The organism is Burkholderia sp. APQ4-4ca (genome assembly GCF_057837105.1).
Map to the genome: position 1 here is coordinate 21,934 of NZ_JBYQCG010000220.1, position 25,893 is coordinate 47,826.

Sequence of the window (25,893 nt, forward strand, 5' to 3'; positions counted from 1 at the left end):
GCCTGAACGGGGCGAAATACAGGCGGGTGCGGCGCCGTGCGGATGCGCATTGCACGCATCCGGTGGTGGGGCGCCGCGCGGTGCGTCAGTCGTCGATACGCATGCCGACCTTCAGCGTGACCTGCCAGTGCACGACCTGGTCGCCTTCGATGTGGCCGCGCGTTTCGGTCACCTGGAACCAGTGCAGGTTGTGCAGCGTCTTGCCGGCTTTCGAGATCGCGTTGCGGATCGCGTCGTCGCTCGATTGCTGCGACGAACCGGTCAGTTCGATCAGCTTGTACACGTGGTCGCTCATGATGCGCTCCCTGGGGTATCGGTCTGTATTGCCGGTGCAAGGTGCGGTCCCGCTACGGTCCCGTGCGTGCCCGGCTTCTTGAGTGATAGGTATGATGGGCGGCAAGTGCAACCCATATCGGAGACGAGGCGCATCGTGGAAGTCGGATTTTGCGGACCGGGATTGATGGGCGCGCCGATGATTCGGCATTTGTTGACGGCCGGGCATCGCGTGAGCGTATGGAATCGCTCGCGCGACAAGGCCGACGCGCTGGTGAAGGACGGCGCGCAGGTGGTCGGCACGCCGCGCGAACTGGCCAGGCGCGTCGAGACGGTATTCGTGTGCGTGCTCGACGGTCGTGCGGTCGGCGACGTCGTGTTCGGCGAACACGGGCTGCTTTCCGGTGACGCGAGCACGCGCCGCCTGCAGCGCATCGTCGATCATTCGAGCATTCCGCCCGCCGCCACGCGCGACTACGCGGCGCGCGCCGCCGCGCTCGGGGTCGGCTGGGTCGATGCGCCGGTGTCGGGCGGCGTGCCGGGCGCGCAGGCCGGCACGCTCGCGGTGATGGCCGGCGGCCGCGCGGCCGATCTCGACGCGGTGCGGGCGCTGATCGATACGTACGCGTCGCGCATCACGCACATGGGCGATGCCGGCGCGGGCCAGACGGCGAAGCTGTGCAACCAGGCGATCGTCACCGCGACGGTCACCGCGATCGCCGAGGCGGTGGGCCTCGCGCAGGCGAGCGGTATCGACGCCGCGCGTCTGGCCGAGGCGCTGGCCGGCGGCTGGGCCGATTCGGTGCTGCTCCAGACGTTCGTGCCGCGCATGACGTCGGGCGGTCATCCGCCGATCGGTGCGCTCGGTACGTTCCAGAAGGATGTCGATGCAATCGCCGACGCCGCGCGCGACACGGGCGCGGTGATGCCCGTGTCGGCCACCGTGCAGCAGGTGCTGAGGCTCGGCGCCGCGCAAGGGCTCGCCGGCGCCGATTTCGCCGCGTTCATCGACATCGTGCGGCCGGGCAACGGCCGCCAGCAGGCGTCGTGACGGATAAGCGGGGCGTGTGAATGGCGGATGGGCCGCCCGGAGGCGGCCCATCGAATGACTGGCGGATCAGCCGAGCGAGCGGGGTGTCGTGTCGCCGGCGTTCTGGCGGCCGAGGCCGCCGCGCAGGCTCGCCTTCGTACCTGCACCAAACTCGGGCAGGATGCGCGCACGCGCCCGGCTGGCGAACACGAGGAAGCCGAAGCCGTTCGCTTCGTACCAGTATCCGCCGTTCTCGAGGCCGTCGAGCGGCTGCTCGAGCGCGTTGGCGATCGATTCGATGCAGCGCTTGCGCAGTTCGGCAATGGCCGGATAGGGCGGCTGCGCGCCGCGCACGCTGCACAGAAGCACGTCGAGGCCCGGCAGTACGTGCGCATAAAGGACGGGTTCGTCCTGCGCGCGGGCGCGGGCAATCTTGGTGTCGAGCTGGGCAAACGGTTTCGAGTGGCGCAAGACCGCGAGGAACGACTCCTGGCCATCCTGCGGCGCACGCCGACGTTTTTTCGGGAAGGACATAAACACTCGCCTCAAAAACAATTGCAAGAAATGCGGCACTTTCATGCGACCCACTCCCGGCTATGTACGCCGCATGTCGATCCTTTATAGCACACGAAAATGCTGCATTCGTGCAGTACGACGATCAATGTCTCCCGTCGACCTGCTCGCCATGATCGACACAGCCAGCGTCTTGGCGCCCGTACTGTCGTTTAGTCTCCATCATAGACCTGCTTTTCCCGCGCGTGCATTCGCTCGTCACAAAAAAGTGAGATACGCCGCATGCGGCGGTGCATCGCCTGCGCAATAAAAAGGCCCGCGCGGGGCGGGCCTGGCGGGCGGAGCGTGTCGCGATCAGCGCTGCTTGAGCGAATCGCGGATCTCGCGCAGCAGCACGATGTCTTCCGGCGTCGCGGCCGGCGCGGCTTCTTCCGGCTTGCGCAGCTTGTTGATGAATTTCACCATCAGGAAAATGATGAACGCAAGGATCACGAAATTGATCGCCACGGTGATGAACGAGCCGTAGCCGAATGCGGCGACGCCCGCGGCCTGCAAGTCCTTGAACGAATCGGGATTACCCTTGAACGACGGCGGGATGGTGCCGAGCAGAATGAACTTGTTCGAGAAATCCAGGCCGCCGGTCAGCACGCCGATGACCGGCATGATGAGGTCCTTCACGACCGAGTCGACGATCTTCGAGAACGCGCCGCCGATGATCACGCCGACGGCGAGATCCATCACGTTGCCCTTGACGGCGAACTCCTTGAATTCCTTGATGATGCTCATGAGCGGCTTTCTCCTGGTTGGGGCGAGAGGAGGCGTGCCGCGACGCGCAGGATTGCTTTGCGTCGAATAAGGGTCGGTGGCACGCCGATGGCCGCATGATAGCGAACGCCTCTCCTTGCCGGTAGCCCATCTTGAAATGATTGACAAATCCGCGCGTGGGCGCGGCGGGGCCTGGCGTGCGTGGCCGGGCGTCGACGTGCAGGTCGACACCCGGTGCGCGGGTACTCAGGTGTTGTCGTCGGTCCAGCCGTCGTCGTTGCTGCCGAGATCCATCCCGCCGCCGCCGCCGCTGTTGCCGTCGCTCCAGCTCGAATCGTCGCCGCGGCCGAGGTCGAAGCCCGGGTCGGCTTCCTGCCGGCGGTGCTCGCCGTCGACGATCACGTCGCGTTCGACCACGCGCTCGCGGCCGCCGGACATCGCCTCGCCGAGCAGCACGCCGGTCAGGAGCCCGCCCATGCCGCCGCCGAAACCGCCGCCCTGCTGGATCACGACGGGCGGCTGCTGTTGCGGATAGGGTTGTTGCGGCGGGTAGGGCTGCTGCTGATACGGCTGACCCTGCGCGCCCGTCATGCGGTCGGCTTCCTGCGCGTAGACGGAGCCGCTGCCGTTCGCCGGCGCCGTGGGCTGCGCGGCCGGGTCGGGGCGGCCTTCGACGCGCGCCTTCACGCGCGCGTGGCGCTGTTCGAGTTCATCGACGCGATACGGCGGCACCGGATTCTTGCCGTTCGACAGCGCTTCGACGAGCGTGCGCGCGTCGTTCTCGATCGCTTCGAGTTCGCCGGTCAGCGCCGCGGCGCCGGGCGCCGTCGACAGTTTCGCATCGAGCTTCAGCGGCCGGATGTCGTTCAGCACGTCGGTCGCGCGCTTGAGCTGCGTGCGGCGTTCGTCGTCGGCGCGGCCGTCGTCGGCCGTGCGCGCGCGCCGCAGCGTCCAGCGCAGCACCAGCGCGATCACGGCGACGATCAGCCCGAGGCCGATCCACATGCCGGTGGACGGGCCGTGTTTTTCGGCCGGCGCGACGGCGGGGGCGAGCCCCGGCTGCAGCGTGCCGGCCTGCGTGGCCGCCGGCGTGTTGCCGCTCGCGCGCGCGGCGTCGGCGCGAATGCGCGACTCCGTTTGCGCGAAGCGCGACGCGTCGGTGAACTTCAGTTGCGGATCGAGCGATTTCGCGCGCTGCAGTTGCGCGAGCGCGTCGGACGCGCGGCCTTCGCGGTCCAGCACCTGCGCATAGAGGTAGCGCGCGTGCGCATTGTTCGGATGGGCATCGATGACTTGCGACAACTGCGTGTCGGCTTGCTGCCAGTTGCGCTGCGCGATCGACTGCTCGACCTGCTGCAGCGACGGGACCGCAAACGCGGCGGACGACAGCAACATCAGCGAGAGGCCGAGTGCGGCGAGAGATTTCTTCATGGTCGAACCGGGCGCATGCGCCCGTCTCCTGACGATCGGTTCGCGCCGCAGGGCCGAGCCGGAGCCGGGGCGCGGCGCGGTGGCCCGCGGCGGCGGTTACTGCGCGGACGTATCGAGCTGCTTCTTCAGCGCGGCGAGGCGATCTTCCACCGACGGGCCCTTGTTCAGCGCGGCCAGCTTGTCGTCGAGCGCCTTGCCGCTCGACGTGTCGGCCGAATTGAGGCGCGCGTCCGAGCGGGCGTTCTGCAGCGCGACCTTGTCCTCGAGCTTCTGGAAATCCTCGGACAGGTTCTTGCCGCCGATGCCGCCCAGCGCGCTGGCGGCCACGTCCTTCGCCTGCGCGATTTCCTGCTTGGCCTGCAGGATGTTCGAGCGCGCATTCAGGTCGTTGCGGCGCTGACGCATGTCGGCGATCTGCCCCTTCAGCTTGTCGACCGACGGCTCGAGCGTCGTCAGTTCGGCCGCGAGCGCATCGCGCTCGGCTTCCGCGTTCGACTGGGCCGCGAGCGCCTCGCGGGCGAGCGCTTCGTCGCCGCCCTGCAGCGCGCGCTTCGCGCCGTCTTCGTACTTCTTCACCTTGTCGTCGGCCGCATCGCGCTTGCTGCGCTGGGTCGCGACCTGTGCTTCGATCTCGATCAGCGAATTCTCGGCACGGCCGATGCTGTCGTCGAGCTCCCGCACGATCTGCCGTGCGTCGCGCGACGGATCCTGTACCGAATCGGCCGCATCGTTCAGCAGGCCTTTGATCGTGCGCGAAATAGAGTCGAAAAGCGACATGAAATCCTCCGTGGTTGAAAGGCGCCGCGTGACCGCGGCAATGCCCGTCGCGAGCCGGTTCCGGCCCGCGTGAGCCGGCGGATATTACACCACCGGTTCACTTAAATACGGCTTAAACGCGCGAGTTCAAGCGGCTCGCGCATCGGGACGCCCAACCTTTCGCGACTGAAAGAAAATCGCGTGCGTGCGCCGTGTTGCGTGTCCATCATAGGCCGAGGATGCCGACAATACGTGCCGCAAATCACGGCATTGCGCGAATTTTTACAAAAAATCGCGAAGGCACCCGGTCGATTTCATTAAAATGCGCTGTCACGTCGCGGGAACGGATCGCCGCGCGGCGGGGTCTGTCGACGTGACAGCCGCATCTCGATGCACTCACTCTGATTCATCCGCTTGCATTTCCGCATGCGTCCGAGGGCGCCACGTACGCCCGCCATTCCGACATGCCAATTATCAAACGACCGCCTTCTTCTTCCGACAGGAACGAACCCCACTACACGCTGCGCCGTTCGCCGTCCGGAGCCTATTACCCCGATGACGACGATCGCGATGACGACGACCGCCGCGCGCAGCCACGCAGTGGCGGTGGCGGCGGGCGCCGCCGCACGTTCGGCTCGCGCGTCGCGCTATGGTTCGTCGGCCTGTTCGCGACACTGGCGGTCGTCGGCGCGCTGATCGTCGGCTACGCGCTGGTCGTGATGGCGCCGCAACTGCCGTCGCTCGACGCGCTGACGAATTACCAGCCGAAGGTGCCGCTACGCGTGTTCACCGCCGATCACGTGCTGATCGGCGAGTTCGGCGAGGAGCGCCGCAGCCTCGTGCGCTTCCAGGACATTCCCGACGTGATGAAGAAGGCCGTGCTCGCGATCGAGGACTACCGCTTCTACGAGCACGGCGGCGTCGATTTCGTCGGCATCCTGCGCGCGGGCGTGGCCGACCTGATGCACGGCGGCGCGCGCCAGGGCGCGAGCACGATCACGATGCAGGTCGCGCGCAACTTCTTCCTGTCGAGCGAGAAGACCTACACGCGCAAGATCTACGAGATGCTGCTCGCGTACAAGATCGAGAAGGCCCTGACGAAGGACCAGATCCTCGAGCTGTACATGAACCAGATCTATCTCGGCCAGCGTTCGTATGGCTTCGCGGCCGCGGCGCGCGTGTACTTCGGCAAGGACCTGAAGGACATCACGCTCGCCGAAGCGGCGATGCTCGCGGGGCTGCCGAAGGCGCCGTCGGCGTACAACCCGGTCGTCAATCCGAAGCGCGCGAAGGTACGTCAGGAGTACATCCTGAAGCGCATGCTCGACATCGGCTACATCACGCAGCCGCAGTACGACCAGGCGATCAAGGAAGAGATTCACGTGCGCACGCCCGGCAACCAGTACGCGGTGCACGGCGAGTACGTCGCCGAGATGGTGCGGCAGATGATGTACGAGCAGTACAAGGACGAAACCTATACGCGCGGGCTGACCGTCACGACGACGATCAACTCGGCCGATCAGGAAGCCGCTTACCAGGCCGTGCGTCGCGGCATTCTCGACTACGAGCGCCGCCACGGCTATCGCGGCCCCGAAGCATCGATCAACCTGCCCGCGGCCGGCGACGAGCGCGACGAGGCGATCGACGATGCGCTCGCCGATCACCCCGACAACGGCGACCTCCAATCGGCGGTCGTGCTGTCGGCATCGCCGAACGCGGTCGAGGTGCAGTTCGTCGGCGGCGCGACCACGACGATCGGCCCGGCCGGGCTGCGCTTCGTGTCGGCCGCGCTCGGAGCCCGCGCGAACAACGCGCTGCGCATCAAGCCGGGCTCGGTCGTGCGCGTGCTGAAGGACGGCAAGACGGGCTGGCAGGTCGTGCAGTTGCCGCAAGTCGAAGGCGCGCTCGTCGCGATCGCGCCGCAGGACGGTGCGATCCGCTCGCTCGTCGGCGGCTTCGACTTCAACAAGAGCAAGTTCAACCACGTGACGCAGGCGTGGCGGCAGCCGGGCTCGTCGTTCAAGCCGTTCATCTACTCGGCCTCGCTCGACAAGGGGCTCGGGCCGGCGACGATGATCAACGACGCGCCGCTGTACTTCCCGCCGAGCGTGCCCGGCGGCACCGCGTGGGAGCCGAAGGACGACGACCAGCCGGACGGCCCGATGACGATGCGCACCGCCCTGCAGCGGTCGAAGAACCTGGTGTCGATCCGGATCCTCGCGACGATCGGCACGCAGTATGCGCAGCAGTACGTCACGCAGCGCTTCGGCTTCGATCCGGCGAAGACGCCGCCTTACCTGCCGATGGCGCTCGGCGCGGGCCTCGTGACGCCGCTGCAGCTCGCGACCGGCTACGCGGTGTTCGCGAACGGGGGCTACAAGGTCGACCCGTACCTGATCGCCGAAGTCGACGACGCACGCGGCCAGCCGCTGCAGAAGTCGCAGCCGGTGGTCGCGGGCGGCACGGCGCCGCGCACGATCGAAGGCCGCAACGCGTACGTGATGAACAGCCTGCTGCATTCGGTCGCGACGGCCGGCACGGGCGCGGGCACCAACGCGCTGGGCCGCAACGACCTGCAGGGCAAGACGGGTACGACGAACGACGCGAAGGACGGCTGGTTCGCCGGCTATCAGCAATCGCTCGTCGCGGTCGCGTGGATGGGCTTCGACCAGCCGAAGAGCCTCGGCAGCCGCGAATTCGGCGCGCAGCTCGCGTTGCCGATCTGGGTGAACTACATGCGCACCGCACTGAACGGCGTGCCCGAGCAGCAGATGCCGATGCCGGACGGCCTGACGACGATCGACGGCGAGCTGTACTACGCCGATCGGACGCCGGGCAACGGCTTCGTCGCGAACGTCGACATCAACCCCGCCGAGAACGCGATCAGTGCGAACGACGCACTCGGTTCGGCCGGCGCGGCAGGGCTCACGCCGCCGCCCGTCACGCCGCAGGAGAAGCAGCAGATCATGGACATGTTCGAGAGCAAGTAAGCGGTACACTGTCCTTCAGCCACGCGACGGGCGCCTTGGGGCGCCCGTTTTTTTTGCGCGCGGCAGGCAGCGGAAGACGGTGAATCAGAACGACGCGCAGGCCGGCACGACGGTCATGCCGACCGATTGCTGGTGAAATCGCTCGACGTACGCTTGCCTGACCGCGGCAAGCCGCGTGCGCGTGTCGGGCGTGTCGGCGGCGATGATACGGATCACGAAGCTGTCTTCACGCGTGATCGCGCCGCTCGAGCGGTCGCGCCACTGGCCGTGCGTGTCCCAGTAGGTGACGCCGTCGGGAAAGCGCGGCGTGATCGTATCCGCGAGGAATGCCGCGCGTTCGGCATCGGTGATGGGCCCGCGCCCTGCGATGTCGCGCCCGAACAGCAGGTCGGCCTGCAGCATGCGGTTCTCGCCCGGTTGCGTGCAGGACGCAGATTGTCCGTTGGGGGTGGACGAGGGCGGCGCCACGCAACCGGCAAGCAGCGCGAGCGCTATCGACGAGGCGGCCAGCCGCCACGTCTGCCCATTTCGTGACGATCGACCTTCGCGCGCGCAAAACGCTGCGCGCTCAACCACTTGCGTGCGGGTCCGGCGGGTTATCAACAGGGCTGTCAACATAATCTGGGGATAACCCGGGGATGGCCTGCGCACGCGCGGTGCGCGATCAGTGCTGCAGTTGCGCGTGCGCGAGATGCATGCCGAGCGTGGCGGGGTCGGTGTTCGTGCCCGACAGCAGCACGCCGACGCGCTTGCCCTGCAGCGTTTCGCGCAGCGGGCCGAGGAGTGCGGCGAGCGCGGCCGCGCAGGCCGGCTCGACCGACAGTTTCAGGTGCGAGAACAGGAACAGCATCGCGGCGCGCAGCGCGTCGTCGGAGACGGTGACGATGCGGTCGAGGTGGCGCCGGCACAGCTGATAGCTGTATTCCTCGGTGTGCGGCGCCATCAGCGAATCGGCGATGGTCTGCATCGCGCTCATCTTGATCGTGTGATTGGCCGCGAAGCTGCGGCTCATCGCGTCGGCGCCTTCCGGCTCGACGCCGTACACGTGCACGCGCGGGTTCGCGAGCCGCAGTGCGGTCGCCGTGCCGGCCGCGAGCCCGCCGCCGCCGATCGGCACGATCACCGCGTCGAGGTCGGGTGTCTGCGTCGCCCATTCGTAGCCGAGCGTCGCGGTGCCGAGGATCGTGTGATAGCCGTTGAACGGATGAATGAAGAAGCGGCCTTCCTCGGCCTCGATGCGCCGCACGAGATCGAACGCCTGCGACGCGCTGCCCGCCAGCACGACTTCCGCGCGGTACTGCTTGCATTGCGCGATGCGCGCCGGGCTCGCGGTGTGGAACATCACGACCTTCGCGCTGCTGCCGAGCCGCATCGCCGCATACGCGACGGCCGCCGCATGGTTGCCGGCCGACACGCAGGTGACGCCCGCGTTCTTGCGGGCTTCGTCGAGCGCGAGCAGATGCGTGAACGCGCCGCGCGCCTTGAAGCTGCCGCTCACCTGCAGCAGCTCGAACTTGAAGTTGACGTGCGTGCCTTCGAGGGAAGGCAGGTCGGCGCGCTCGAACACGGGCGTGCGCGCGACCCACGGCGACAACGCGAAATGCTGCGCGGCGATTTCGTCGAGCGTCGGAATCGGCTCGCCGTCGATCGTCGTATGGGCAGTGCCCTGTTGTTCAGTCGACATGACGTGGCGGGTGGCGGAGTGGGCCGGCCCGCACACACGGGCCGGCGTGGCAGGAGGCAGTCAGTGCGCGTCGACCGACATGCTGCGGATGAACTTGCGCAGGAACTGCTCGCAGCCGGCGAGCTGCGCGAGCTCGACATATTCGTTCGGCTTGTGCGCCTGCTCGATGTTGCCGGGCCCGCACACGACGCTTGGGATGCCCGCGCGTTCGAACAACCCGGCTTCGGTGCCGTACGCGACCTTGCGCTTGTCCTGGTCGGCCGTCAGCGCGCGCACGAGCTGCGTGATCGCGGCCTGTTCGGTCGCGTCGAGGCCGGGCGCCGCGGCGATCTTCGAGAACTCGATCGCGGCATTCGGATGCTCGCGCAGCATCTGCGGCAGCAGCGTTTCCTGTGCATACGCTTCGATGCGCGTGAAGATCTGCTCGGGATCGAGCGTCGGCAGGTTGCGGAATTCGAAGTCGAAGCGGCACTCGGCCGGCACCGTGTTGATCGCGTTGCCGCCCTGGATCGTGCTCGTCTGCGCGGTGGTGAACGGCACGTCGTACAGCTCGTCGAACGGGCCTTCGGCACGGAAACGGTCGGCAATGTCGCGGATGTGGCAGATGAGGCGCGCCGCATACTCGATCGCGTTGAGCCCCTTCGTCGTCAGCGACGAATGCGCGGCGTGGCCGCGCACGCAGCAGCGGTATGCGTTGATGCCCTTGTGCGCGATGATCGGCCGCATGCTGGTCGGCTCGCCGACGATGCAGCCGGACGGCTGCACGCCCCGCTTCACGAGATCGGCGATCATCAGCGGCGCGCCCGCGCAGCCGATTTCCTCGTCGTAGGACAGCGCGAAATGGATCGGCTTCGCGAGCTTGGTCGCCTGCATCTCGGGCAGCAGCGCGAGCGCCGCGCCGATGAAGCCCTTCATGTCGCAGGTGCCGCGGCCGTACAGGCGGCCGTCGCGGATTTCCGGCGCGAACGGGTTGTTGTCCCATTGCTGGCCGTCGACCGGCACGACGTCGGTGTGGCCCGACAGCACGATGCCGCCGTTCGTCGAACCGTCGTGCGCGGGCACGGTGGCAAACAGGTTCGCCCAGCCCTCGCGCGGATCGTGCGTGATCGTCGACGCGATGCCCTTCGCGGCGAGCGCGTCGCGTACCGTTTCGATCAGGCCGAGGTTCGGCACGCGGCTCGTCGTGTCCATCGACACGAGCTGCTTGATCCAGGGCAGGCTGACGAGCGATGCATCGCCTTCGGTTGCGGCGGACGGCGCCGTCGCGTCGAGAGTGGACATGGCAAAACTCCGTCTGATTAATGGGAAATCATACTCAAAAACGCGCCCGGCCGCCTTCGTCGGGCGCGACGCGGTGCAGCAACGTCGCGCCCGTCAGGATTGCATCAGCGGGCCGCGACGGCCGCTCCCTGTTTCGGGCCGAGCGCGCGCAGCGTTTCCTTGATCGTCGACACGCGGATCGCGAGATCGGGCGAGCGCGTCTCGATGCGCAGCTTGTCCTGGCCCGCGAGCTTGATGTGGCGATGCTTCTGCACCATCTCGATGATCCGCATCGGGTCGATCGGCGGATTCGGCTCGAACTGCAGCCCGATCGCGACCTCGCTCGCGTCGATCTTCACGATGCCGAGCGGCTTCGCGGCGATCCGTAGCCGGTGCGTCTCGACGAGCGCGTGCGCCTGCGGCGGCAGCTTGCCGAAGCGGTCGATCAGTTCTTCCTGGATGCCGTCGATCGCGTCGCCGTGCTCGCAGTTCGCGAGCCGCTTGTACAGCGACAGCCGCTCCTGCACGTCCGCGCAGTAGTCGGCCGGCAGGATCGCGGGCGCATGCAGGTTGATTTCGGTCGTCGCGGCGAGCGGGGCGGTGAGGTCGGGCTCCTTGCCGTTCTTCAGCGCCTTCACCGCGTCGTTCAGCATGTCCGTATAGAGCTGGAAGCCGATCTCGTGGATCTCGCCCGACTGCTTGTCGCCGAGCACTTCGCCGGTGCCGCGGATCTCGAGGTCGTGCATCGCGAGATAGAAGCCCGAGCCGAGTTCCTCCATCTGCTGGATCGCTTCGAGTCGGCGCTGCGCCTGCCTGGTCAGCGACTGCGGATCGTGCACCAGCAGGTATGCATACGCCTGGTGGTGCGAGCGGCCGACGCGGCCGCGCAACTGGTGAAGTTGCGCGAGGCCGAACTTGTCCGCGCGGTGCATGATGATCGTGTTCGCGCTCGGCACGTCGATGCCGGTCTCGATGATGGTCGTGCACAGCAGCACGTTCGCGCGCTGCGCGACGAAATCGCGCATCACGCGTTCGAGTTCGCGCTCGTGCATCTGGCCGTGCGCGATCACGATGCGCGCCTCGGGCACGAGCGCCTCGAGCATCGCCTTGCGGTTCTCGATCGTCTCGACCTCGTTGTGCAGGAAGTACACCTGGCCGCCGCGCTTCAGCTCGCGCAGCATCGCCTCGCGGATCACGCTTTCCTCCTCGCGGCGCACGAAGGTCTTGATCGCGAGCCGCTTCTGCGGCGCGGTCGCGATCACCGAGAAATCGCGCAGCCCTTCGAGCGCCATCCCGAGCGTGCGCGGGATCGGCGTCGCGGTGAGCGTCAGCACGTCGACTTCCGCGCGCAGCGCCTTCAGCGCTTCCTTCTGGCGCACGCCGAAGCGGTGTTCCTCGTCGATGATCACGAGGCCGAGGCGCTTGAACTGCACGTCCGACGACAGCAGCTTGTGCGTGCCGATCACGATGTCGACGCTGCCTTCGTTGATCTGCGCGATCGCCGCGTTCACTTCCTTCGCGGTCTTGAAGCGCGACAGCTCGACGATGCGCACCGGCCAGTCCGCGAAGCGATCGGCGAAGGTCTGCGTGTGCTGCTCGGCGAGCAGCGTGGTCGGCGACAGCAGCGCGACCTGCTTGCCGCCCAGCACCGCGATGAACGCCGCGCGCAGCGCGACCTCGGTCTTGCCGAAGCCGACGTCGCCGCACACGAGGCGGTCCATCGGCTTGCCGCTCGTCATGTCGCCGATCACGGCCGCGATCGCCGCGGCCTGATCGGGCGTTTCCTCGAAGCCGAAGCTTTCGGCGAATTTCACGTAGTCGCGCGGGTCGAGCGAGAACGCGTGGCCTTCGCGGGCCGCGCGGCGCGCGTACAGGTTCAGCAGCTCGGCGGCCGTATCGCGGATCTGTTGCGCGGCCTTGCGCTTCGCGCGCTCCCACTGGCCGGAGCCGAGCGCGTGCAGCGGCGCGCTGTCGGGATCGGCGCCGCTGTAGCGCGAGATCACGTGCAGTTGCGCGACGGGCACGTAGAGCTTGCTGTCGCCCGAGTATTCGAGATGCAGGAATTCGGTTTCGCCTTCGCCGAGATCCATCGACACGAGGCCCATGTAGCGGCCGATGCCGTGCTGCGCGTGGACGACCGGGTCGCCGACCTTCAGCTCCGACAGGTCGCGCACCATCGCGTCGACGTTGCTCGCCTGTTCCTGCCGGCGGCGGCCCGCGCGGCGGCCGAGCGCGCCGTACAGCTCGGTTTCGGTGACGATCGCGTAGCCTTCGCCCGGCACCGCGAAGCCGTTCGAGAGCGGCGCGACGCCGAGCGCGAAGCGCGCATCGCTCGCCAGCCAGCTCGCGAAATCGTCGTTCGACGCGGGGCGCAGGTGGTGTTCGGCCAGCAGTTGCAGGATCGTCTCGCGGCGGCCTGCCGATTCGACCGTCAGCAGCACGCGCTTGCCCGACGATTCGACGAACGTGCGCAGCGACGCGAGCGGATCGTCCGCATGGCGGTCGACGGTCAGTTCGGGCAGCGCGGTCGCCCAGCCGCCGGCCGGCTGCGCGGGCAGCACGACGCGTGCGAACGGCTTCGCGAACGCGAAGAAATCCTCGTCGGACAGGAAGAGGCGCTGCGGCTCGAGGATCGGCCGCTCGCGATCGTGCGCGAGGAACGCGTGGCGCTGCTTCGTGTCGGCGGTGAAGCGGCGGATCGACGCTTCGAGATCGCCGGTGAACACGAGGTGCGCGTCTTGCGGCAGGTAGTGGAACAGCGTGGCCGTCTCGTCGAAGAACAGCGGCAGGTAATACTCGATGCCTGCCGACGGCACGCCGTTGCCGATGTCCTTGTAGATCGGCGCGCGGCTCGGGTCGCCTTCGAAGGTTTCGCGCCAGCGGCTGCGGAAGGCCGTGCGCGCCGCTTCGTCGAACGGGAACTCGCGGCCGGGCAGCAGGCGCACGTCGCGCACCGGGTAGAGGCTGCGCTGCGTGTCGGGGTCGAACGCGCGGATCGAGTCGACCTGGTCGTCGAACAGGTCGATCCGGTACGGCAGCGGCGAGCCCATCGGGTACAGGTCGATCAGCGAGCCGCGCACGCAGTATTCGCCGGGCCGCACGACCTGGCTCACGTGCTCGTAGCCGGCCAGCGTGAGCTGCGCCTTCAGCTTCGCCTCGTCGAGCCGCTCGCCCTGCGCGAACGCGAACGTGTAAGCGGCCATGAACGACGCGGGCGGCATCCGGTACAGCGCGGTGGTCGCGGGCACGAGCAGGATGTCGCAGCGGCCCTCGCCGAGGTCGTGCAGCGTGGCGAGGCGCTCGGACACGAGGTCCTGGTGCGGCGAGAACGTGTCGTACGGCAGCGTTTCCCAGTCGGGCAGCAGGCGCACGCGCGCGTCGGGCGAGAAGTAGCGGATTTCCTGCGACAGCCGCTGCGCGTCGACCGCGTTCGCGCAGATCACCGCAAGGAGCGGCACGTCCAGGCGGTTGTCGGCGAGATAACGGGCGATGGCGAGCGCGTCGGCGGAGCCGTGCGCGCCGTCGAAGGCGAAACGCTGGCCGGGCTTGACGCGGGCAACGGGTGAAGCGGACGGGATGGAAGCGTTATCTGGCATAGGGACGACAGGGGTGGCGTGCACGGGCGCATCGCGGTGCGCCGGTCGAGACGAAAGACCTATTATAAAATCCGCTTCTCGATTTCACCTTTCCGGCGTTTCCCTTCGTGACTCCCCGACTTTTCGCCCTGATTCCTTGCGCCGGCACGGGCAGCCGTTCCGGTTCGGCCGTGCCGAAGCAATACCGCACGCTGGCCGGCCGCGCGCTGCTGCACTACACGCTCGCCGCGTTCGACGCGTGCAGCGAGTTCGCGCAGACGCTCGTCGTGCTCGCGCCCGACGATTCCCATTTCGACGCGCGCCGCTTCGCGGGCCTGCGCTTCGCGGTGCGCCGCTGCGGCGGCGGTTCGCGGCAGGCGTCGGTGCTCAACGGGCTGCTGGAGCTGGCGGAATTCGGCGCGACCGACCACGACTGGGTGCTCGTGCACGACGCCGCGCGCCCGGGCATTACGCCAGAGCTGATCCGCACGCTCGTCGCGACGCTGAAGGACGACCCGGTCGGCGGGATCGTCGCGCTGCCGGTGGCCGATACGCTCAAGCGCGTGCCGGCCGGCGGCGACGCGATCGCGCGCACGGAGTCGCGCGACGCGCTGTGGCAGGCGCAAACGCCGCAGATGTTCCGCATCGGCATGCTGCGCGACGCGATCCTGCAGGCGCAGCGCGAGGGGCACGACCTGACCGACGAGGCCAGCGCGATCGAATGGGCCGGCCACACGCCGCGCGTCGTGCAGGGCAGCCTGCGCAACTTCAAGGTCACGTACCCGGAAGATTTCGCGCTCGCCGAGGCGATCCTCGCGCGCCCCGCGAACGCTTCCTGACTTTCACCTCATCTCAAACCGGATTACGCATGGATTTCAGAATCGGACAAGGCTACGACGTGCACCAGCTCGTCGAAGGGCGCCCCCTCATCATCGGCGGCGTGACGATTCCGTACGAGCGCGGCCTGCTGGGCCACTCGGACGCGGACGTGCTGCTGCACGCGATCACCGACGCGCTGTTCGGCGCGGCGGCGCTCGGCGACATCGGCCGCCATTTCTCGGACACCGACGCGGCGTTCAAGGGCGCGGACAGCCGCGTGCTGCTGCGCGCGTGCGCCGAGCGCGTGAAGGCGGCCGGCTTCGCGATCCAGAACGTCGACAGCACCGTGATCGCGCAGGCGCCGAAGCTCGCGCCGCATATCGACGGGATGCGCGCGAACATCGCGGCGGATCTCGGGCTGCCGCTCGATCGCGTGAACGTGAAGGCGAAGACCAACGAGAAGCTCGGCTATCTCGGCCGCGGCGAGGGGATCGAGGCGCAGGCCGCGGCGCTGCTGGTCAAGCAGGGCCGCTGATGGCCTTTACGGCGGCGCGCGCGGTTCACGCCGTGCGCCGCGCCGGGCCGCCGAAATGAAAAATGCCACGCGAACGCGTGGCATTTTCGTTTGCAGCAGGCGCGGCTTACGACCGCGCCGCGCGCAATCGCTTACTCGCCTTCGGCGGCGATCACCTGCGCGGCGGCGTTGATCACCGACGCGATGCGGCCGACGTCGCGCAGTTGCGTCGTCGTCATCCCTTGCTCGTTCTTCAGCAGCGCATAGTGCGACTTCACGCAGAAGTGGCACTTGCCGACGATCGACGCGGCAAGCGCGTACATCTCGAACTTGCGTTTGTCGACGCCGCCGTGCGTCGCATACGCGCCCATCCGCAATTCGGCGCGCTGGGTCTTCAGGTCGGCGTCGTCGGCCATCTCGACATACGGATACCAGGTGTTGTTCATCCCCATCAGCGCGGCCGCCGTCAGCACGGCGTTCGTCTCTTCGGGCGACAGCACGCCGGCTTCGCGGATCGTCTTCACGAGCACCGTGCTCTTCGCCGCGATGGCCGCCGCCAGCGCCACGCCGACCGCGTCGGTGCCTTCGAGCGACGAGCGCGAGATCGTGCCGTCGAGGTTCAGGCGAATGTCTTTCGCATAGTCGGGGATACGTGCCTTAATCGAGTCGATGAATTCCATTGATATCTCCTATGGGTTGGCCGTTAAAAAAGCCCGCAGGCAGGACGTGCGCCGCGGGCTTCGTGCATTGCTACGCTTACAGCGTTGCGCCGCCGACTGCACGGTTGCACGGGCACAGTTCGTCCGTTTGCAGGCCGTCCAGAATACGCAGGACTTCTTCCGGGCTGCGGCCGACGTTCAGGTTGTTCACCGACACGTGCTGGATCGTGTTGTCCGGATCGACGATGAACGTTGCACGCAGGGCCACGCCGGCTTCCTTGTCGCGCACGCCGAGCTGGTCGATCAGTTCACCCTTGACGTCGCCGAACGAGTAGTGGTTCAGCTTGTCGAGGTCCTTGTGCTCACGGCGCCATGCGAGCTTGACGAATTCGTTGTCCGAGCTGCCGCCGAGCAGGACGGCGTCGCGCTCTTCGAACTGCTTCGTGAGCTTCGCGAACTCGACGATTTCCGTCGGGCACACGAACGTGAAATCCTTCGGATAGAAGTAGATGATCTTCCACTTGCCCGGGAACGACGCTTCGGTGACGGTCTCGAACGCCGACTGGCCGTTTTCCTCGTGATTATTGAAGCCCGGCTTCGCGGCTACGACGGTGAAAGCTTCGAGTTTATCGCCCACGGTTTTCATGCGGATACTCCTGTGTGAGTTGGGAAGAAGACTGAGTCAAGCTACCTCGGTGCTGCAACGATGATGTGACAGCATGGGGAAAACTATAACACTATTAGTGTTGAACTTCAATAGATTTTGGCTAACGACCCTCATAGCTTTTGTCAACCGGGTCGATAGTGGGACGCGCAAGATGCGTGCGCGAACGTGTCATGCGGTCGCACGCGCCTTGCCGGCGCCGGGGAATTCGAGCGTGACTTCGAGGCCGGCTTCCGGCTGGCGGTTGCGCAGGCGCAGCGCGCCGCGGTAGCGGCCGACGAGCCGCAGCACGATCGCCATCCCGAGGCCCGTGCCGTCCGCCTTGGTGCGTGCGGTGTCGACGCGGTAGAACGGCCGCATCACGAGTGGCAGTTGATCCTCGGGGATGCCGGGGCCCTCGTCGCTCACCGACAGCTCGACGCGCGCGTGCGACACGCGCGTCTCGAGCGTGATGCGCGCGATGCCGTCCTGCTTGCTCTGACCGTACTTGCGCGCGTTCTCGACGAGGTTGCCGATCACGCGCCGCATGTCGGTCTCGTCGGCTTCGATGATCGCGCTCGGCGCGAGCCGCGTGCGGATCTCGACGCCGTCCTCGCCCGACACGCGCGCGGCGACTTCGTGCGCGACCGACGACAGGTCGACCGGCTCGGGCTTGCGCTGCGACGGGCGCGCATAGTCGATGAAGGCCGCGATGATGCGGTCCATCTGTTCGATGTCGTCGACCATCGCATCCTTGGTCGCCTGGTCGGACGGGCTCATCTCGGTTTCGAGCCGCAGCCGCGCGAGCGGCGTGCGCAGATCGTGCGAGATGCCCGCGAGCATCAACGCGCGATCGGCCTCGAGCTGCTCGAGGTCGCGCACCATCTGGTTGAAGCTGCGGTTGGTGTCGGCCGCGACGCCCATCCCGCGCTCGGGCAGCGGCTCGGGCGCCTGGCCGGAACCGACCTGGCGCGCGGCGAGCGCGAGCCGCGAGAACGGCCGGTTCACGAGGCTCGTGATGAACGCGGAGCCGAACAGCGACAGCGCGAGCGCGAACAGCCCCCAGCCGGCCCATTGCAGGCCCGTGACGTTGTCCAATTGGTCGCGGTCGAGCGCGACCCAGTAATCGTCGTCGTCGATCTTGAAGCTGATCCACACGCCGGGAATGTCGTTGACCGACTGCGCGATCACGGTATCGTCGCCGAGGCGGCTGCGGATGTCGTGTTCGATCAGACGGTTCAGCGATTCGTCGGGCTGCAGCTTGAACTTGTCGGTTTTCTCGCGCGGGTACACGCGCACGCCCTCGTTGCTCTCCAGATCCTGCAGCAGCGCGCGCCGCAAGTCGGGATCGGAATAGAGCAGGGCGGTGCGCGTGAGCTTCACGACCGCGACGAGCTGAAGCGCGACGCGCTGCGCCCGCGGCTCGCGCTCGATCACGCGAAAGCTCTGGAACCACGCGGCGAGGCTGACCGAGATCAGCAGCGCGATCAGCAGGAAGGTGCGCCAGAACAGCCCGCCGAACGCGAGCTGCAGAAGGCGCCGGTCGATAGGCATGGGACGGGCAGTGGACAGGGCGAAGCCGGGAAGGGAAAAGCTCAGGCGGCGCCGTCCGGGATGAACACGTAGCCGAGGCCCCAGACGGTCTGGATGAAGCGCGGGCTGCCCGGATCCGGTTCGATCAGCTTGCGCAGGCGCGAGATTTGCACGTCGAGGCTGCGGTCGAACACTTCGTATTCACGGCCGCGCGCGAGTTCCATCAGCTTTTCGCGCGACAGCGGCTGGCGCGGATGGCGCGCGAACACCTTCAGTACCGAGAATTCGCCGGTGGTCAGCGGAATTTCCTGGCCGGATTTCGTCAGCGTGCGCGTGGCGAGGTTCAGCGAGAACTCGCCGAACTCGAACACCTCGGTGGTTTCCGACGGCGCGCCCGGCAGCTCGGCCGGCGCCTGCCGGCGCAGCACCGCGTGAATGCGCGCGACCAGTTCGCGCGGGTTGAACGGCTTCGGCAGGTAATCGTCGGCGCCCATCTCGAGGCCGACGATGCGATCGACGTCTTCACCTTTCGCGGTGAGCATGATGATCGGCGTGCGGTCGTTGCTGCCGCGCAGCCGGCGGCAGATCGACAGGCCGTCTTCGCCGGGCAGCATCAGGTCGAGCACGAGCAGGTCGAAGCGCTCGCGTACCCAGAGCTTGTTCATCGCGGTCGCGTTTTCCGCGACGTAGACATTGAAACCCTGCTCGCCGAGATAGCGGCGCAGCAGATCGCGCAGGCGAGGGTCGTCGTCGACGACGAGAATCTTGGAGGGGTTTTTCGTTTCCATGATCGGCATCTTATCGCGAATGGGAATTGACGCACGGCCGGGGATTTTCGTGCGTTACAGTCGGTTACAAAATTTACCCGTAGTGTCGCGCCGAGTAAAGGCACGCTATAGAGATTCCTTTACTCGAAGCCGAAATTCGGTAGATACTCCCCTGCACTCCATCTTTCATCTTTGCACACCCGAATTCCGCAGGGTTTTTCAAGTACCAGAGGTAGCCGGTTGCCGCGTGACGAAGGGAACAAATCGACCAAAGAAGCGAGGACGGTCATGCGATCTGCCCGGATTGCACTGATGCTGACGATCGCGCTTGCCGGTCCATATGCGTCGAACTTCGCGTATGCGCAGCGCCCCGAGCAGGGCGCGTCGTCGCGCAAGCTGCCGCGCGGCAAAGCGCCGCAACCCGATCGTGCCGCCGACATGACGGTCCGTTCCGCCGTGCCTCCCGATCTCGAACAGCGCCGCCGCGACGGGCACATGACGCCCGAAGAGCGGCACCTGTTGCGCCAGCACATCGAAGACGCCGTTCGCGAGTTGTACAAGCGCTGAGGCGGGCCGTCGTTCGCCCTGCGCGGAAATGCCCGCGCGGAAAGAATTCGTAGCACTTTTTCCGTCAACTTTCTGCTGCCGAATGCCGTTGTACGGGCATCCGCACCGCCGGTGCGTTCCGGGAGTCCATGACGATGAAAGCGAACGCTGCCGCACCGGCGCCGTCGCCCGCCATGCAGTCGCAGCTCGATGCCGACGACGCGCTGTTTTTCTTGAGTCGCACCGGTTTCTCTCCCGCGCCCGCCGAGGTCGCGCGCATCGTCGGCATGACGCGCGCGCAGGTCGTGGCCGACACGCTCGGCAGCGTGCGACGCGAACCCGTCACGACGTGGCCCGACTGGATCGCCGAGCCGCCGCCGACGCGCGCGCAGCGCCAGGCGCTGACGCCCGACATGCGGCGCGACGAGCAGCGCGAGCGCAATCGCCGCTACGATGCGTTGCGGGCGGCCTGGGTCAACGAGATGGTCGCGACGCCGTCGCCGCTGACCGAGCGCATGACGCTGTTCTGGCATGGGCATTTCACGTCCGGACAGGACAAGGTGCCTTACCCGCAGACGATGGCCGCGCAGAACGCGCTGTTTCGTCGCGAGGCGCTCGGCAACTTCGGCACGCTGCTGCACGCGGTCGCGAAGGACCCGGCGATGCTGCAGTATCTCGACGGCGCGAGCAATCGCAAGGGGCGGCCGAACGAGAATTTCGCGCGCGAGGTGATGGAGCTGTTCACGCTCGGCGAAGGGCACTACACGCAATACGACGTGACCGAAGCCGCGTGCGCGATGACGGGCTGGACCGTCGATCCCGATACGCTGCGCTTCATGGTGCGACCCGAATGGCACGATGCCGGCGACAAGACGATCCTCGGCGAAACCGGGCGGTTCGACGGCGACGGTTTTCTCGACATTCTGCTGAAGCGGCCGGGCACCGCGCGCTTCATCGCCGGCAAGCTGTGGCGCGAGTTCGTGTCCGATACGCCGGAGCCGGGCGCGCTCGATGCGGTCGCCGAACGGTTTCGCGCGAGCGGCTACGACATTCGCGCGGCGCTCGCCGCGCTGTGGTCGACCGACGCGTTCTGGGAGCCGCGCAACCGCGGCGTGCTCGTCAAATCGCCGGCTGAATTCGTCGTCGGGTCGGTGCGGCTGTTCGACGTGGCGTACGGCGATCCGAAGATGCTCGCGGACACCGTCCGCACGCTCGGGCAGAACCTCTTCTATCCGCCGAACGTGAAGGGCTGGCCGGGCGGCGCGCTGTGGATCAACAGCACCACGTTGCTGTCGCGCAAGCAGTTCGTCGAGCAGCTGTTCCGCGCGACCGAGACGGCCGGCATGCGGCCGCCAGCCCGCGCGATCGCGCCGCAGCCAGGCGCGCGCGCCCATGCGATGCCGGTAGTCGACGCGGCGTCCGCCGCCGGCCAGCGCGGCACGCCCGCGAAGCCCGCGCGCGGCGGCCTGCGTTTCGACCTCGAGCGTTGGCTGGCCCAATATCGTGCTCGACCGCAAGTGATCGCGGGATTGTCGACCGAACTGCAGTTGCAGCACGCGGTGCTGCAACTCTCGCCGGTCGCGGCGATCGACACGGATTCGACCGGCAGCGCGTATCTCGAGGCGTTGCTGATGGATCCGGCCTATCAACTGAAATGATGCGAACGACGACGAAGCGGGCAGCCGCCGCGGCAAAGATGCAGGGCGGCGAACCAAAGGATGTGCGATGAACCGACGTGATTTTCTGACGCTCACGGGCGCCGCGGCCGCCGCCGGCGTGTCGATGTGGCAAGCGCCCGCGATGGCGGCTGCTGCGACGCAGGCTGGGCGCAAGCCCGCAACCGGGTATGCGAACGTGTTGATCCTCGTCGAGCTGAAGGGCGGCAACGACGGTCTCAACACGGTGGTGCCGTATGCCGATGCGCTGTACTACCAGTTCCGGCGCGGCATCGGCATCAAGCGCGATCAGGTGCTGCAGCTCGACGCGCAGACGGGGCTGCACCCGTCGCTCGCGCCGCTGATGCCGCTGTGGCGCGACGGACAGGTCGCGATCGTGCAGGGTGTCGGCTATCCGCAGCCGAACCTGTCGCATTTCCGTTCGATCGAGATCTGGGACACCGCGTCGCGCTCGGATCAGTACCTGCACGAAGGCTGGCTCACGCGCACGTTTGCGCAAGCGCCCGTGCCGCCCGGTTTCGCGGCGGACGGCGTCGTGCTCGGCAGCGCCGAGATGGGGCCGCTGTCGAACGGCGCGCGTGCGATCGCGCTCGTCAATCCCGCGCAGTTCATCCGCGCGGCCCGGCTCGCCGAGCCGTCGTCGTTGCGCGAGCAGAACCCCGCGCTCGCGCACATCATCGACGTCGAGAACGACATCGTGAAGGCGGCCGACCGGCTGCGTCCGCGCGGCGGGATGCGCGAATTCAGGACGGCCTTTCCGGCCGGCGCATTCGGCACGTCGGTCAAGACCGCGATGCAGGTGCTGGCCGCGTGCGAAGCGTCCGGACCCGGCGCGCAGGACGGTGTCGCGGTGCTGCGCCTGACGCTCAACGGTTTCGACACGCACCAGAACCAGCCGGGGCAGCAGGCCGCGCTGCTCAAGCAGTTCGCGGACGGGATGAGCGCGATGCGGGCGGCGTTGATCGAACTCGGGCGCTGGAACGAAACGCTCATGATGACGTATGCGGAATTCGGCCGGCGCGTGCGCGAGAACCAGAGTAACGGCACGGATCATGGCACGGCCGCGCCGCATTTCGTGATGGGCGGCCGCGTGGCGGGCGGGCTGTACGGTGCGCCGCCGGCGCTCGGGCGGCTCGACGGCAACGGCAACTTGCCGGTCGCGGTCGATTTCCGCCAGCTTTATGCGACCGTGCTCGGGTCGTGGTGGGGGCTTGATGCGACGCGCGTGCTGCAGCAGCGTTTCGACACGCTGCCGCTGCTGAAGGCGTGACCCGCGCGGCTTAGCGACGGCGCGCGGCGCGCCACGCGATCCACAGCTTGCGGATCGGCGTCAGCGCAATGCGCTGGTGCAGCACCTGGTAGCCGTCGCGCGCGATTTCGTCGAGCAGCGCGCCGGCCAGCGCGAGTTGCGCACGCAGTGTGCGTTGCGCGCGGCGTTCGGCGGCGGGAATCGCCGCATTGGCGGCCGCGAGCGCTTCGCGTGCGCGGGTCGTCTGGAATTGCAGCAATTCGGTGAAGGCCGGGCTGTAGCGGCGATTCAGCAGATCGGCCGCGGTCACGTTGTAGCGCTGCAGTTCGTCGATCGGCAGGTAGATGCGGCCGTGGCGCGCGTCATTGCCGAGCTCCTGCACGAATTGCGCGAGCATCAGTGCGCGGCCGACGCCCGCGGCCCACGGCTGCGGGTCGGCCGGGTTCGGCGAACTGGCGCGCGCAACCAGCGACGCGAACGTGCCGCCGACCTGCGCGATATAGCGCTGCAGGTTCGCGAAATCGAGGTAGCGTGCCTGTTCGAGGTCCATCCCGTAACCGTTGACGAGCGTGCGCAATGCATCGGCCTCGGCGGCGATTGCCGGGTGATGCTGCGCCAGCGCCTTCGTGACCGGGTGCGACGGCTGCCCGTCGGCCAGTGCCGCGAGTTCCTTGTGCCACCACGCGAGTTTCGTATGTCCGACGGTCGGATCGCTGGTTTCCTTGACGGTTTCCTCGAGTTCGCGGCGCAGCGCGAACAGCGCGGTCAGGCGCGGCTGCGTGGCGAGCGGCGCCTGACGCAGCGCGTAGTAGACGCTGGAGCCGGCGGGGGCGGCCTTTTGCTGACAGTAGTCGTCGAAGTTCACGGGCGAAATCGGGTGGGGCAGGTTCGGGGGACGCGCGGCGGCGCGCTGCCGAAACGTCGAGCGCGGCATTCTAGCACCGCGGCACGACGGGTGCCGACGGGGCGAGACAACGCCGAACGGATCGGGTAGAATCTCGCGCTCGCCTGATCGGGCGTGCCGGTTTTCGGCCGGCGCGAAGTCCCGGGCGCGTGGAGCACGCATCTTGCGTACGTTCGCGCGGTCAGGCAACGGAAATACGCGTGAGTGGCGAAATTGGTAGACGCACCAGGTTTAGGTCCTGACGCCCGCAAGGGTGTGCCGGTTCGAGTCCGGCCTCACGCACCAGAAATCGAACGTGCCTCCATCAGGGGCCGTTCGCGAAAAAGCGCTGCCGGTCGGCTGACCGCAGCGCTTTTTTGTTGATGGCCCTCGGCCGGGATGATGCCATTCGCGCACGTACCGTAAATGGGCAACGTGTACCATGACAAAACCTTTCATACACGCGGGCTGTTCAACCGGAGACCGTCGATGCCCAACACCGGACGCACGTCAATCGGCGTTCTGGCGCTGATGCTGGCCATGCCGGCTGTCGCGGCCGCGCCTGCCGACAACGTGGCGTGGAGCGCAAGACCCGAGGCGACCGTCAGGAAGCCGCTGGACTGCTCTCCTTCCACGTCGACTGCTGCAGGGTGGCGGATCATGGGCGGTGAGCCTCCTTCCGCGGAATCCGTGCTGAAATCGGTTGGTACGGTGCTGACCGTGTCCGCACTCAGTGTCGTATCGAAGGGCAGCATGCAACAATCCGGGAGCGCATGCCGTCCTGCAAATGGCTCGTAGATGAGCGTTGCGTCGCTCGACAATCAAGCGCCGCACGTCGCCCGGCCGCGGCGCTTCGCCATTTCCGCCGCGCCTATTCCCAGAAGCTGCGGATCGCGACGGCGACGATCACCGGCACCGAGAACACCAGCGGAATCGCGAAATACTGCGCTTCGCGATCGACGACCCAGCTATAGATCACCCACGCCGCACCGATCGCGAACGTGATGAGGCCGACCGTCACGGCGGCGATGTTCAGGGCCAGCTTCGACGGCTGGCGGCGCGTTTTGGCGTTGTCGTTGTTGTCGCGCGGGGACGATTTCATCGGAAGAGTGCGGCCTCGTGCCGGAACGGGGATAAAGCCACAGGAAACCCCATCCGCACCGATCGCGCAAGGGCCGGCGCGGGCCGGCCCCGCCATGTCCGTGCGTTACAACCCGAACGACGCGGCCAGCTCGTCGAGCAGTTCACGCTGGAACGCGACGAACCGCTCGCCCGGCTGCTGCGCGATCGCGAGTTCGAGCATCGGATCGGCGACCGCGGTGCGAATGCCGGCCAGTTCCTCGACGATCGCGAGCCCGCAGAACGGCACGTACGCCTCCGAATAGCCGCCTTCGTGAACGATCACGAGCCGTCCGCCGCAATGGCGCTGCGCCGCTTCCTTCACCGCGCGGGTCATGAACCGGTAGCTGTCGGTATGCAGTTGCATGCGCGCGAGCGGATCGACCGCGCTCGCATCGAGGCCGCTCGCGATGACGATCAGCTCGGGGCGAAAACGCGCGAGCGCCGGCAGCACGATTCGCTCGAACGCATACCGGTAGGCATCGTCGCCGCTGCCCGCGAGCAGCGGCACGTTCAGGTTCGCGCCGACGCCCGCGCCTTCGCCGCGATCGTCCGCGCCGCTGTAGCCGGGCGGAAAGCAGCGGTCCTGGTGCAGCGAGATCGTCAGCGTATCGGGATCGTCGTAGTAGATCGACTGCGTGCCGTTGCCGTGATGCACGTCCCAGTCGATCACCGCGACGCGCTCGATGCCGTGCTTCGCGCGCGCGGCCTCGATCGCGATCGGGATGTTCGCGAGCAGGCAGAAGCCCATCGGGCGGTCGCGCAGGCAGTGATGGCCGGGCGGTCGCGACAGCGAGAACGCATTCGCCGCGCGCTCGCCGACGACCGCGTCGACCGCCGCGATCGCGAGACCGGCCGACAGCGCGGCGATCTCGTAGCTGCCCTTGCCGAATGGCGCGAGATCGCCGAGGTCGCCGCCGTTCGCGTCGCTCAGCGCGCGGAATGCGTCGAGATAGTGCGCCGGATGAATGCGCAGCAAGTCGGCGGTCGTCGCGGGCTCGGCGCCGCGCAGGTCGAGCTGCGCGGCCAGGCCCGACGCCTGCACGAGCGACAGGAAGCGGCGCTTCGAATCGGGCGATTCCGCGTAGCCCGCGCTCGACGGCGGCTGGACCCAGCCGCCGACCGGGAAGAACAGCGCGTGCGTGCCGCCGGTATGCCAGAAAGTGCGTTCGTCGGTGAAGAAGGCAGTGCGATTCATGGATGCGTGA

24 protein-coding genes and 1 tRNA gene are annotated in these 25,893 nt (G+C 67.4%); 8 read left to right on the forward strand and 17 right to left on the reverse strand.

From position 1 onward, the window contains the following. Nucleotides 1-85 precede the first annotated feature (85 nt). Nucleotides 86-295, reverse strand: coding sequence for a dodecin (locus AC3IFE_RS23755; protein ID WP_011549586.1), 210 nt, complete (start codon nucleotides 293-295; stop codon nucleotides 86-88). Nucleotides 296-430: 135 nt separating this feature from the next. Between AC3IFE_RS23755 and AC3IFE_RS23760 the strand changes: the two genes are divergently transcribed. Further along, entirely contained in the window at nucleotides 431-1,324 is an 894-nt protein-coding gene (locus AC3IFE_RS23760) for an NAD(P)-dependent oxidoreductase (RefSeq protein ID WP_489192368.1), read from the forward strand. A 66-nt stretch (nucleotides 1,325-1,390) separates the two neighbouring features. On the opposite strand, the gene AC3IFE_RS23765 is transcribed toward AC3IFE_RS23760, so the two are convergent. The 4 genes from AC3IFE_RS23765 to AC3IFE_RS23780 all read right to left on the reverse strand — a co-directional run bounded on the left by AC3IFE_RS23765 (nucleotide 1,391) and on the right by AC3IFE_RS23780 (nucleotide 4,789). Continuing rightward, a complete protein-coding gene (locus tag AC3IFE_RS23765) occupies nucleotides 1,391-1,837 on the reverse strand; it encodes a hypothetical protein (RefSeq protein WP_006488003.1) in 447 nt (148 codons plus the stop codon). Nucleotides 1,838-2,170: 333 nt separating this feature from the next. After that, nucleotides 2,171-2,602, reverse strand: a complete 432-nt coding sequence (gene mscL / locus AC3IFE_RS23770; RefSeq protein WP_059585158.1) for a large conductance mechanosensitive channel protein MscL — start codon at nucleotides 2,600-2,602, stop codon at nucleotides 2,171-2,173. Between the two features lie 225 nt (nucleotides 2,603-2,827). Beyond that, complete coding sequence (locus AC3IFE_RS23775) at nucleotides 2,828-4,012, reverse strand: tetratricopeptide repeat protein (protein WP_489192372.1); 1,185 nt, start codon at nucleotides 4,010-4,012, stop codon at nucleotides 2,828-2,830. Nucleotides 4,013-4,108: 96 nt separating this feature from the next. Next, nucleotides 4,109-4,789 carry a PspA/IM30 family protein gene (locus tag AC3IFE_RS23780; RefSeq protein ID WP_489192374.1) on the reverse strand — a complete coding sequence of 227 codons (681 nt, stop codon included), beginning with the start codon at nucleotides 4,787-4,789 and terminating at the stop codon, nucleotides 4,109-4,111. Between the two features lie 443 nt (nucleotides 4,790-5,232). Between AC3IFE_RS23780 and AC3IFE_RS23785 the strand changes: the two genes are divergently transcribed. Further along, nucleotides 5,233-7,758, forward strand: coding sequence for a penicillin-binding protein 1A (locus AC3IFE_RS23785; RefSeq protein WP_301739022.1), 2,526 nt, complete (start codon nucleotides 5,233-5,235; stop codon nucleotides 7,756-7,758). Nucleotides 7,759-7,842: 84 nt separating this feature from the next. On the opposite strand, the gene AC3IFE_RS23790 is transcribed toward AC3IFE_RS23785, so the two are convergent. The 4 genes from AC3IFE_RS23790 to mfd all read right to left on the reverse strand — a co-directional run bounded on the left by AC3IFE_RS23790 (nucleotide 7,843) and on the right by mfd (nucleotide 14,298). Beyond that, nucleotides 7,843-8,376, reverse strand: a complete 534-nt coding sequence (locus tag AC3IFE_RS23790; protein WP_489192544.1) for a DUF3574 domain-containing protein — start codon at nucleotides 8,374-8,376, stop codon at nucleotides 7,843-7,845. 46 nt (nucleotides 8,377-8,422) lie between these two features. Next, the gene (locus AC3IFE_RS23795; protein ID WP_089467684.1) at nucleotides 8,423-9,442 is read right to left on the reverse strand and encodes a threonine/serine dehydratase family protein; all 1,020 of its coding nucleotides are present in this window, start codon (nucleotides 9,440-9,442) and stop codon (nucleotides 8,423-8,425) included. Nucleotides 9,443-9,502: 60 nt separating this feature from the next. Continuing rightward, on the reverse strand, nucleotides 9,503-10,723 hold the full coding sequence (argE, locus tag AC3IFE_RS23800) for an acetylornithine deacetylase (protein WP_489192377.1): 1,221 nt from the start codon (nucleotides 10,721-10,723) through the stop codon (nucleotides 9,503-9,505). Nucleotides 10,724-10,827: 104 nt separating this feature from the next. Continuing rightward, nucleotides 10,828-14,298, reverse strand: a complete 3,471-nt coding sequence (mfd, locus tag AC3IFE_RS23805; protein ID WP_489192378.1) for a transcription-repair coupling factor — start codon at nucleotides 14,296-14,298, stop codon at nucleotides 10,828-10,830. 107 nt (nucleotides 14,299-14,405) lie between these two features. Here mfd and ispD point away from each other — a divergent pair, with 107 nt between their 5' ends. After that, the gene (gene ispD / locus AC3IFE_RS23810) at nucleotides 14,406-15,116 is read left to right on the forward strand and encodes a 2-C-methyl-D-erythritol 4-phosphate cytidylyltransferase (RefSeq protein ID WP_301739018.1); all 711 of its coding nucleotides are present in this window, start codon (nucleotides 14,406-14,408) and stop codon (nucleotides 15,114-15,116) included. Between the two features lie 29 nt (nucleotides 15,117-15,145). After that, nucleotides 15,146-15,631, forward strand: a complete 486-nt coding sequence (ispF, locus tag AC3IFE_RS23815; protein WP_489192381.1) for a 2-C-methyl-D-erythritol 2,4-cyclodiphosphate synthase — start codon at nucleotides 15,146-15,148, stop codon at nucleotides 15,629-15,631. Nucleotides 15,632-15,762: 131 nt separating this feature from the next. On the opposite strand, the gene AC3IFE_RS23820 is transcribed toward ispF, so the two are convergent. From AC3IFE_RS23820 to ompR, 4 genes are all read right to left on the reverse strand, one after another. Further along, nucleotides 15,763-16,290: a carboxymuconolactone decarboxylase family protein gene (locus tag AC3IFE_RS23820; RefSeq protein WP_050013297.1), complete on the reverse strand. Its 528-nt coding sequence runs from the start codon at nucleotides 16,288-16,290 to the stop codon at nucleotides 15,763-15,765. 76 nt (nucleotides 16,291-16,366) lie between these two features. Further along, nucleotides 16,367-16,915, reverse strand: a complete 549-nt coding sequence (locus AC3IFE_RS23825) for a peroxiredoxin (RefSeq protein WP_006478563.1) — start codon at nucleotides 16,913-16,915, stop codon at nucleotides 16,367-16,369. 189 nt (nucleotides 16,916-17,104) lie between these two features. Then, complete coding sequence (locus tag AC3IFE_RS23830; protein ID WP_489192384.1) at nucleotides 17,105-18,466, reverse strand: ATP-binding protein; 1,362 nt, start codon at nucleotides 18,464-18,466, stop codon at nucleotides 17,105-17,107. A 41-nt stretch (nucleotides 18,467-18,507) separates the two neighbouring features. Then, a complete protein-coding gene (gene ompR / locus AC3IFE_RS23835; protein WP_006478565.1) occupies nucleotides 18,508-19,242 on the reverse strand; it encodes an osmolarity response regulator transcription factor OmpR in 735 nt (244 codons plus the stop codon). A gap of 258 nt (nucleotides 19,243-19,500) precedes the next feature. On the opposite strand from ompR, the gene AC3IFE_RS23840 reads away from it, so the two are divergent. The 3 genes from AC3IFE_RS23840 (at nucleotide 19,501) to AC3IFE_RS23850 (ending at nucleotide 22,704) form a co-directional block, all read left to right on the forward strand. After that, nucleotides 19,501-19,779, forward strand: coding sequence for a hypothetical protein (locus tag AC3IFE_RS23840; protein WP_006478566.1), 279 nt, complete (start codon nucleotides 19,501-19,503; stop codon nucleotides 19,777-19,779). 134 nt (nucleotides 19,780-19,913) lie between these two features. Beyond that, the gene (locus AC3IFE_RS23845) at nucleotides 19,914-21,416 is read left to right on the forward strand and encodes a DUF1800 domain-containing protein (protein ID WP_489192387.1); all 1,503 of its coding nucleotides are present in this window, start codon (nucleotides 19,914-19,916) and stop codon (nucleotides 21,414-21,416) included. A gap of 67 nt (nucleotides 21,417-21,483) precedes the next feature. Then, nucleotides 21,484-22,704, forward strand: a complete 1,221-nt coding sequence (locus AC3IFE_RS23850; protein ID WP_489192389.1) for a DUF1501 domain-containing protein — start codon at nucleotides 21,484-21,486, stop codon at nucleotides 22,702-22,704. Nucleotides 22,705-22,714: 10 nt separating this feature from the next. Here the strand turns inward: AC3IFE_RS23850 and hpnD are convergent, their stop codons facing one another. Further along, nucleotides 22,715-23,548: a presqualene diphosphate synthase HpnD gene (gene hpnD / locus AC3IFE_RS23855; protein WP_489192391.1), complete on the reverse strand. Its 834-nt coding sequence runs from the start codon at nucleotides 23,546-23,548 to the stop codon at nucleotides 22,715-22,717. Between the two features lie 237 nt (nucleotides 23,549-23,785). Here hpnD and AC3IFE_RS23860 point away from each other — a divergent pair. After that, nucleotides 23,786-23,872 (forward strand) — tRNA-Leu (locus tag AC3IFE_RS23860). Nucleotides 23,873-24,021: 149 nt separating this feature from the next. Here the strand turns inward: AC3IFE_RS23860 and AC3IFE_RS23865 are convergent. The 3 genes from AC3IFE_RS23865 to AC3IFE_RS23875 form a co-directional block, all read right to left on the reverse strand. Beyond that, a complete protein-coding gene (locus tag AC3IFE_RS23865; RefSeq protein WP_489192393.1) occupies nucleotides 24,022-24,321 on the reverse strand; it encodes a hypothetical protein in 300 nt (99 codons plus the stop codon). A gap of 116 nt (nucleotides 24,322-24,437) precedes the next feature. Beyond that, nucleotides 24,438-24,668: a hypothetical protein gene (locus AC3IFE_RS23870; protein WP_006487995.1), complete on the reverse strand. Its 231-nt coding sequence runs from the start codon at nucleotides 24,666-24,668 to the stop codon at nucleotides 24,438-24,440. Between the two features lie 105 nt (nucleotides 24,669-24,773). Further along, the gene (locus tag AC3IFE_RS23875; protein WP_489192396.1) at nucleotides 24,774-25,883 is read right to left on the reverse strand and encodes a class II histone deacetylase; all 1,110 of its coding nucleotides are present in this window, start codon (nucleotides 25,881-25,883) and stop codon (nucleotides 24,774-24,776) included. Nucleotides 25,884-25,893: the final 10 nt, after the last annotated feature.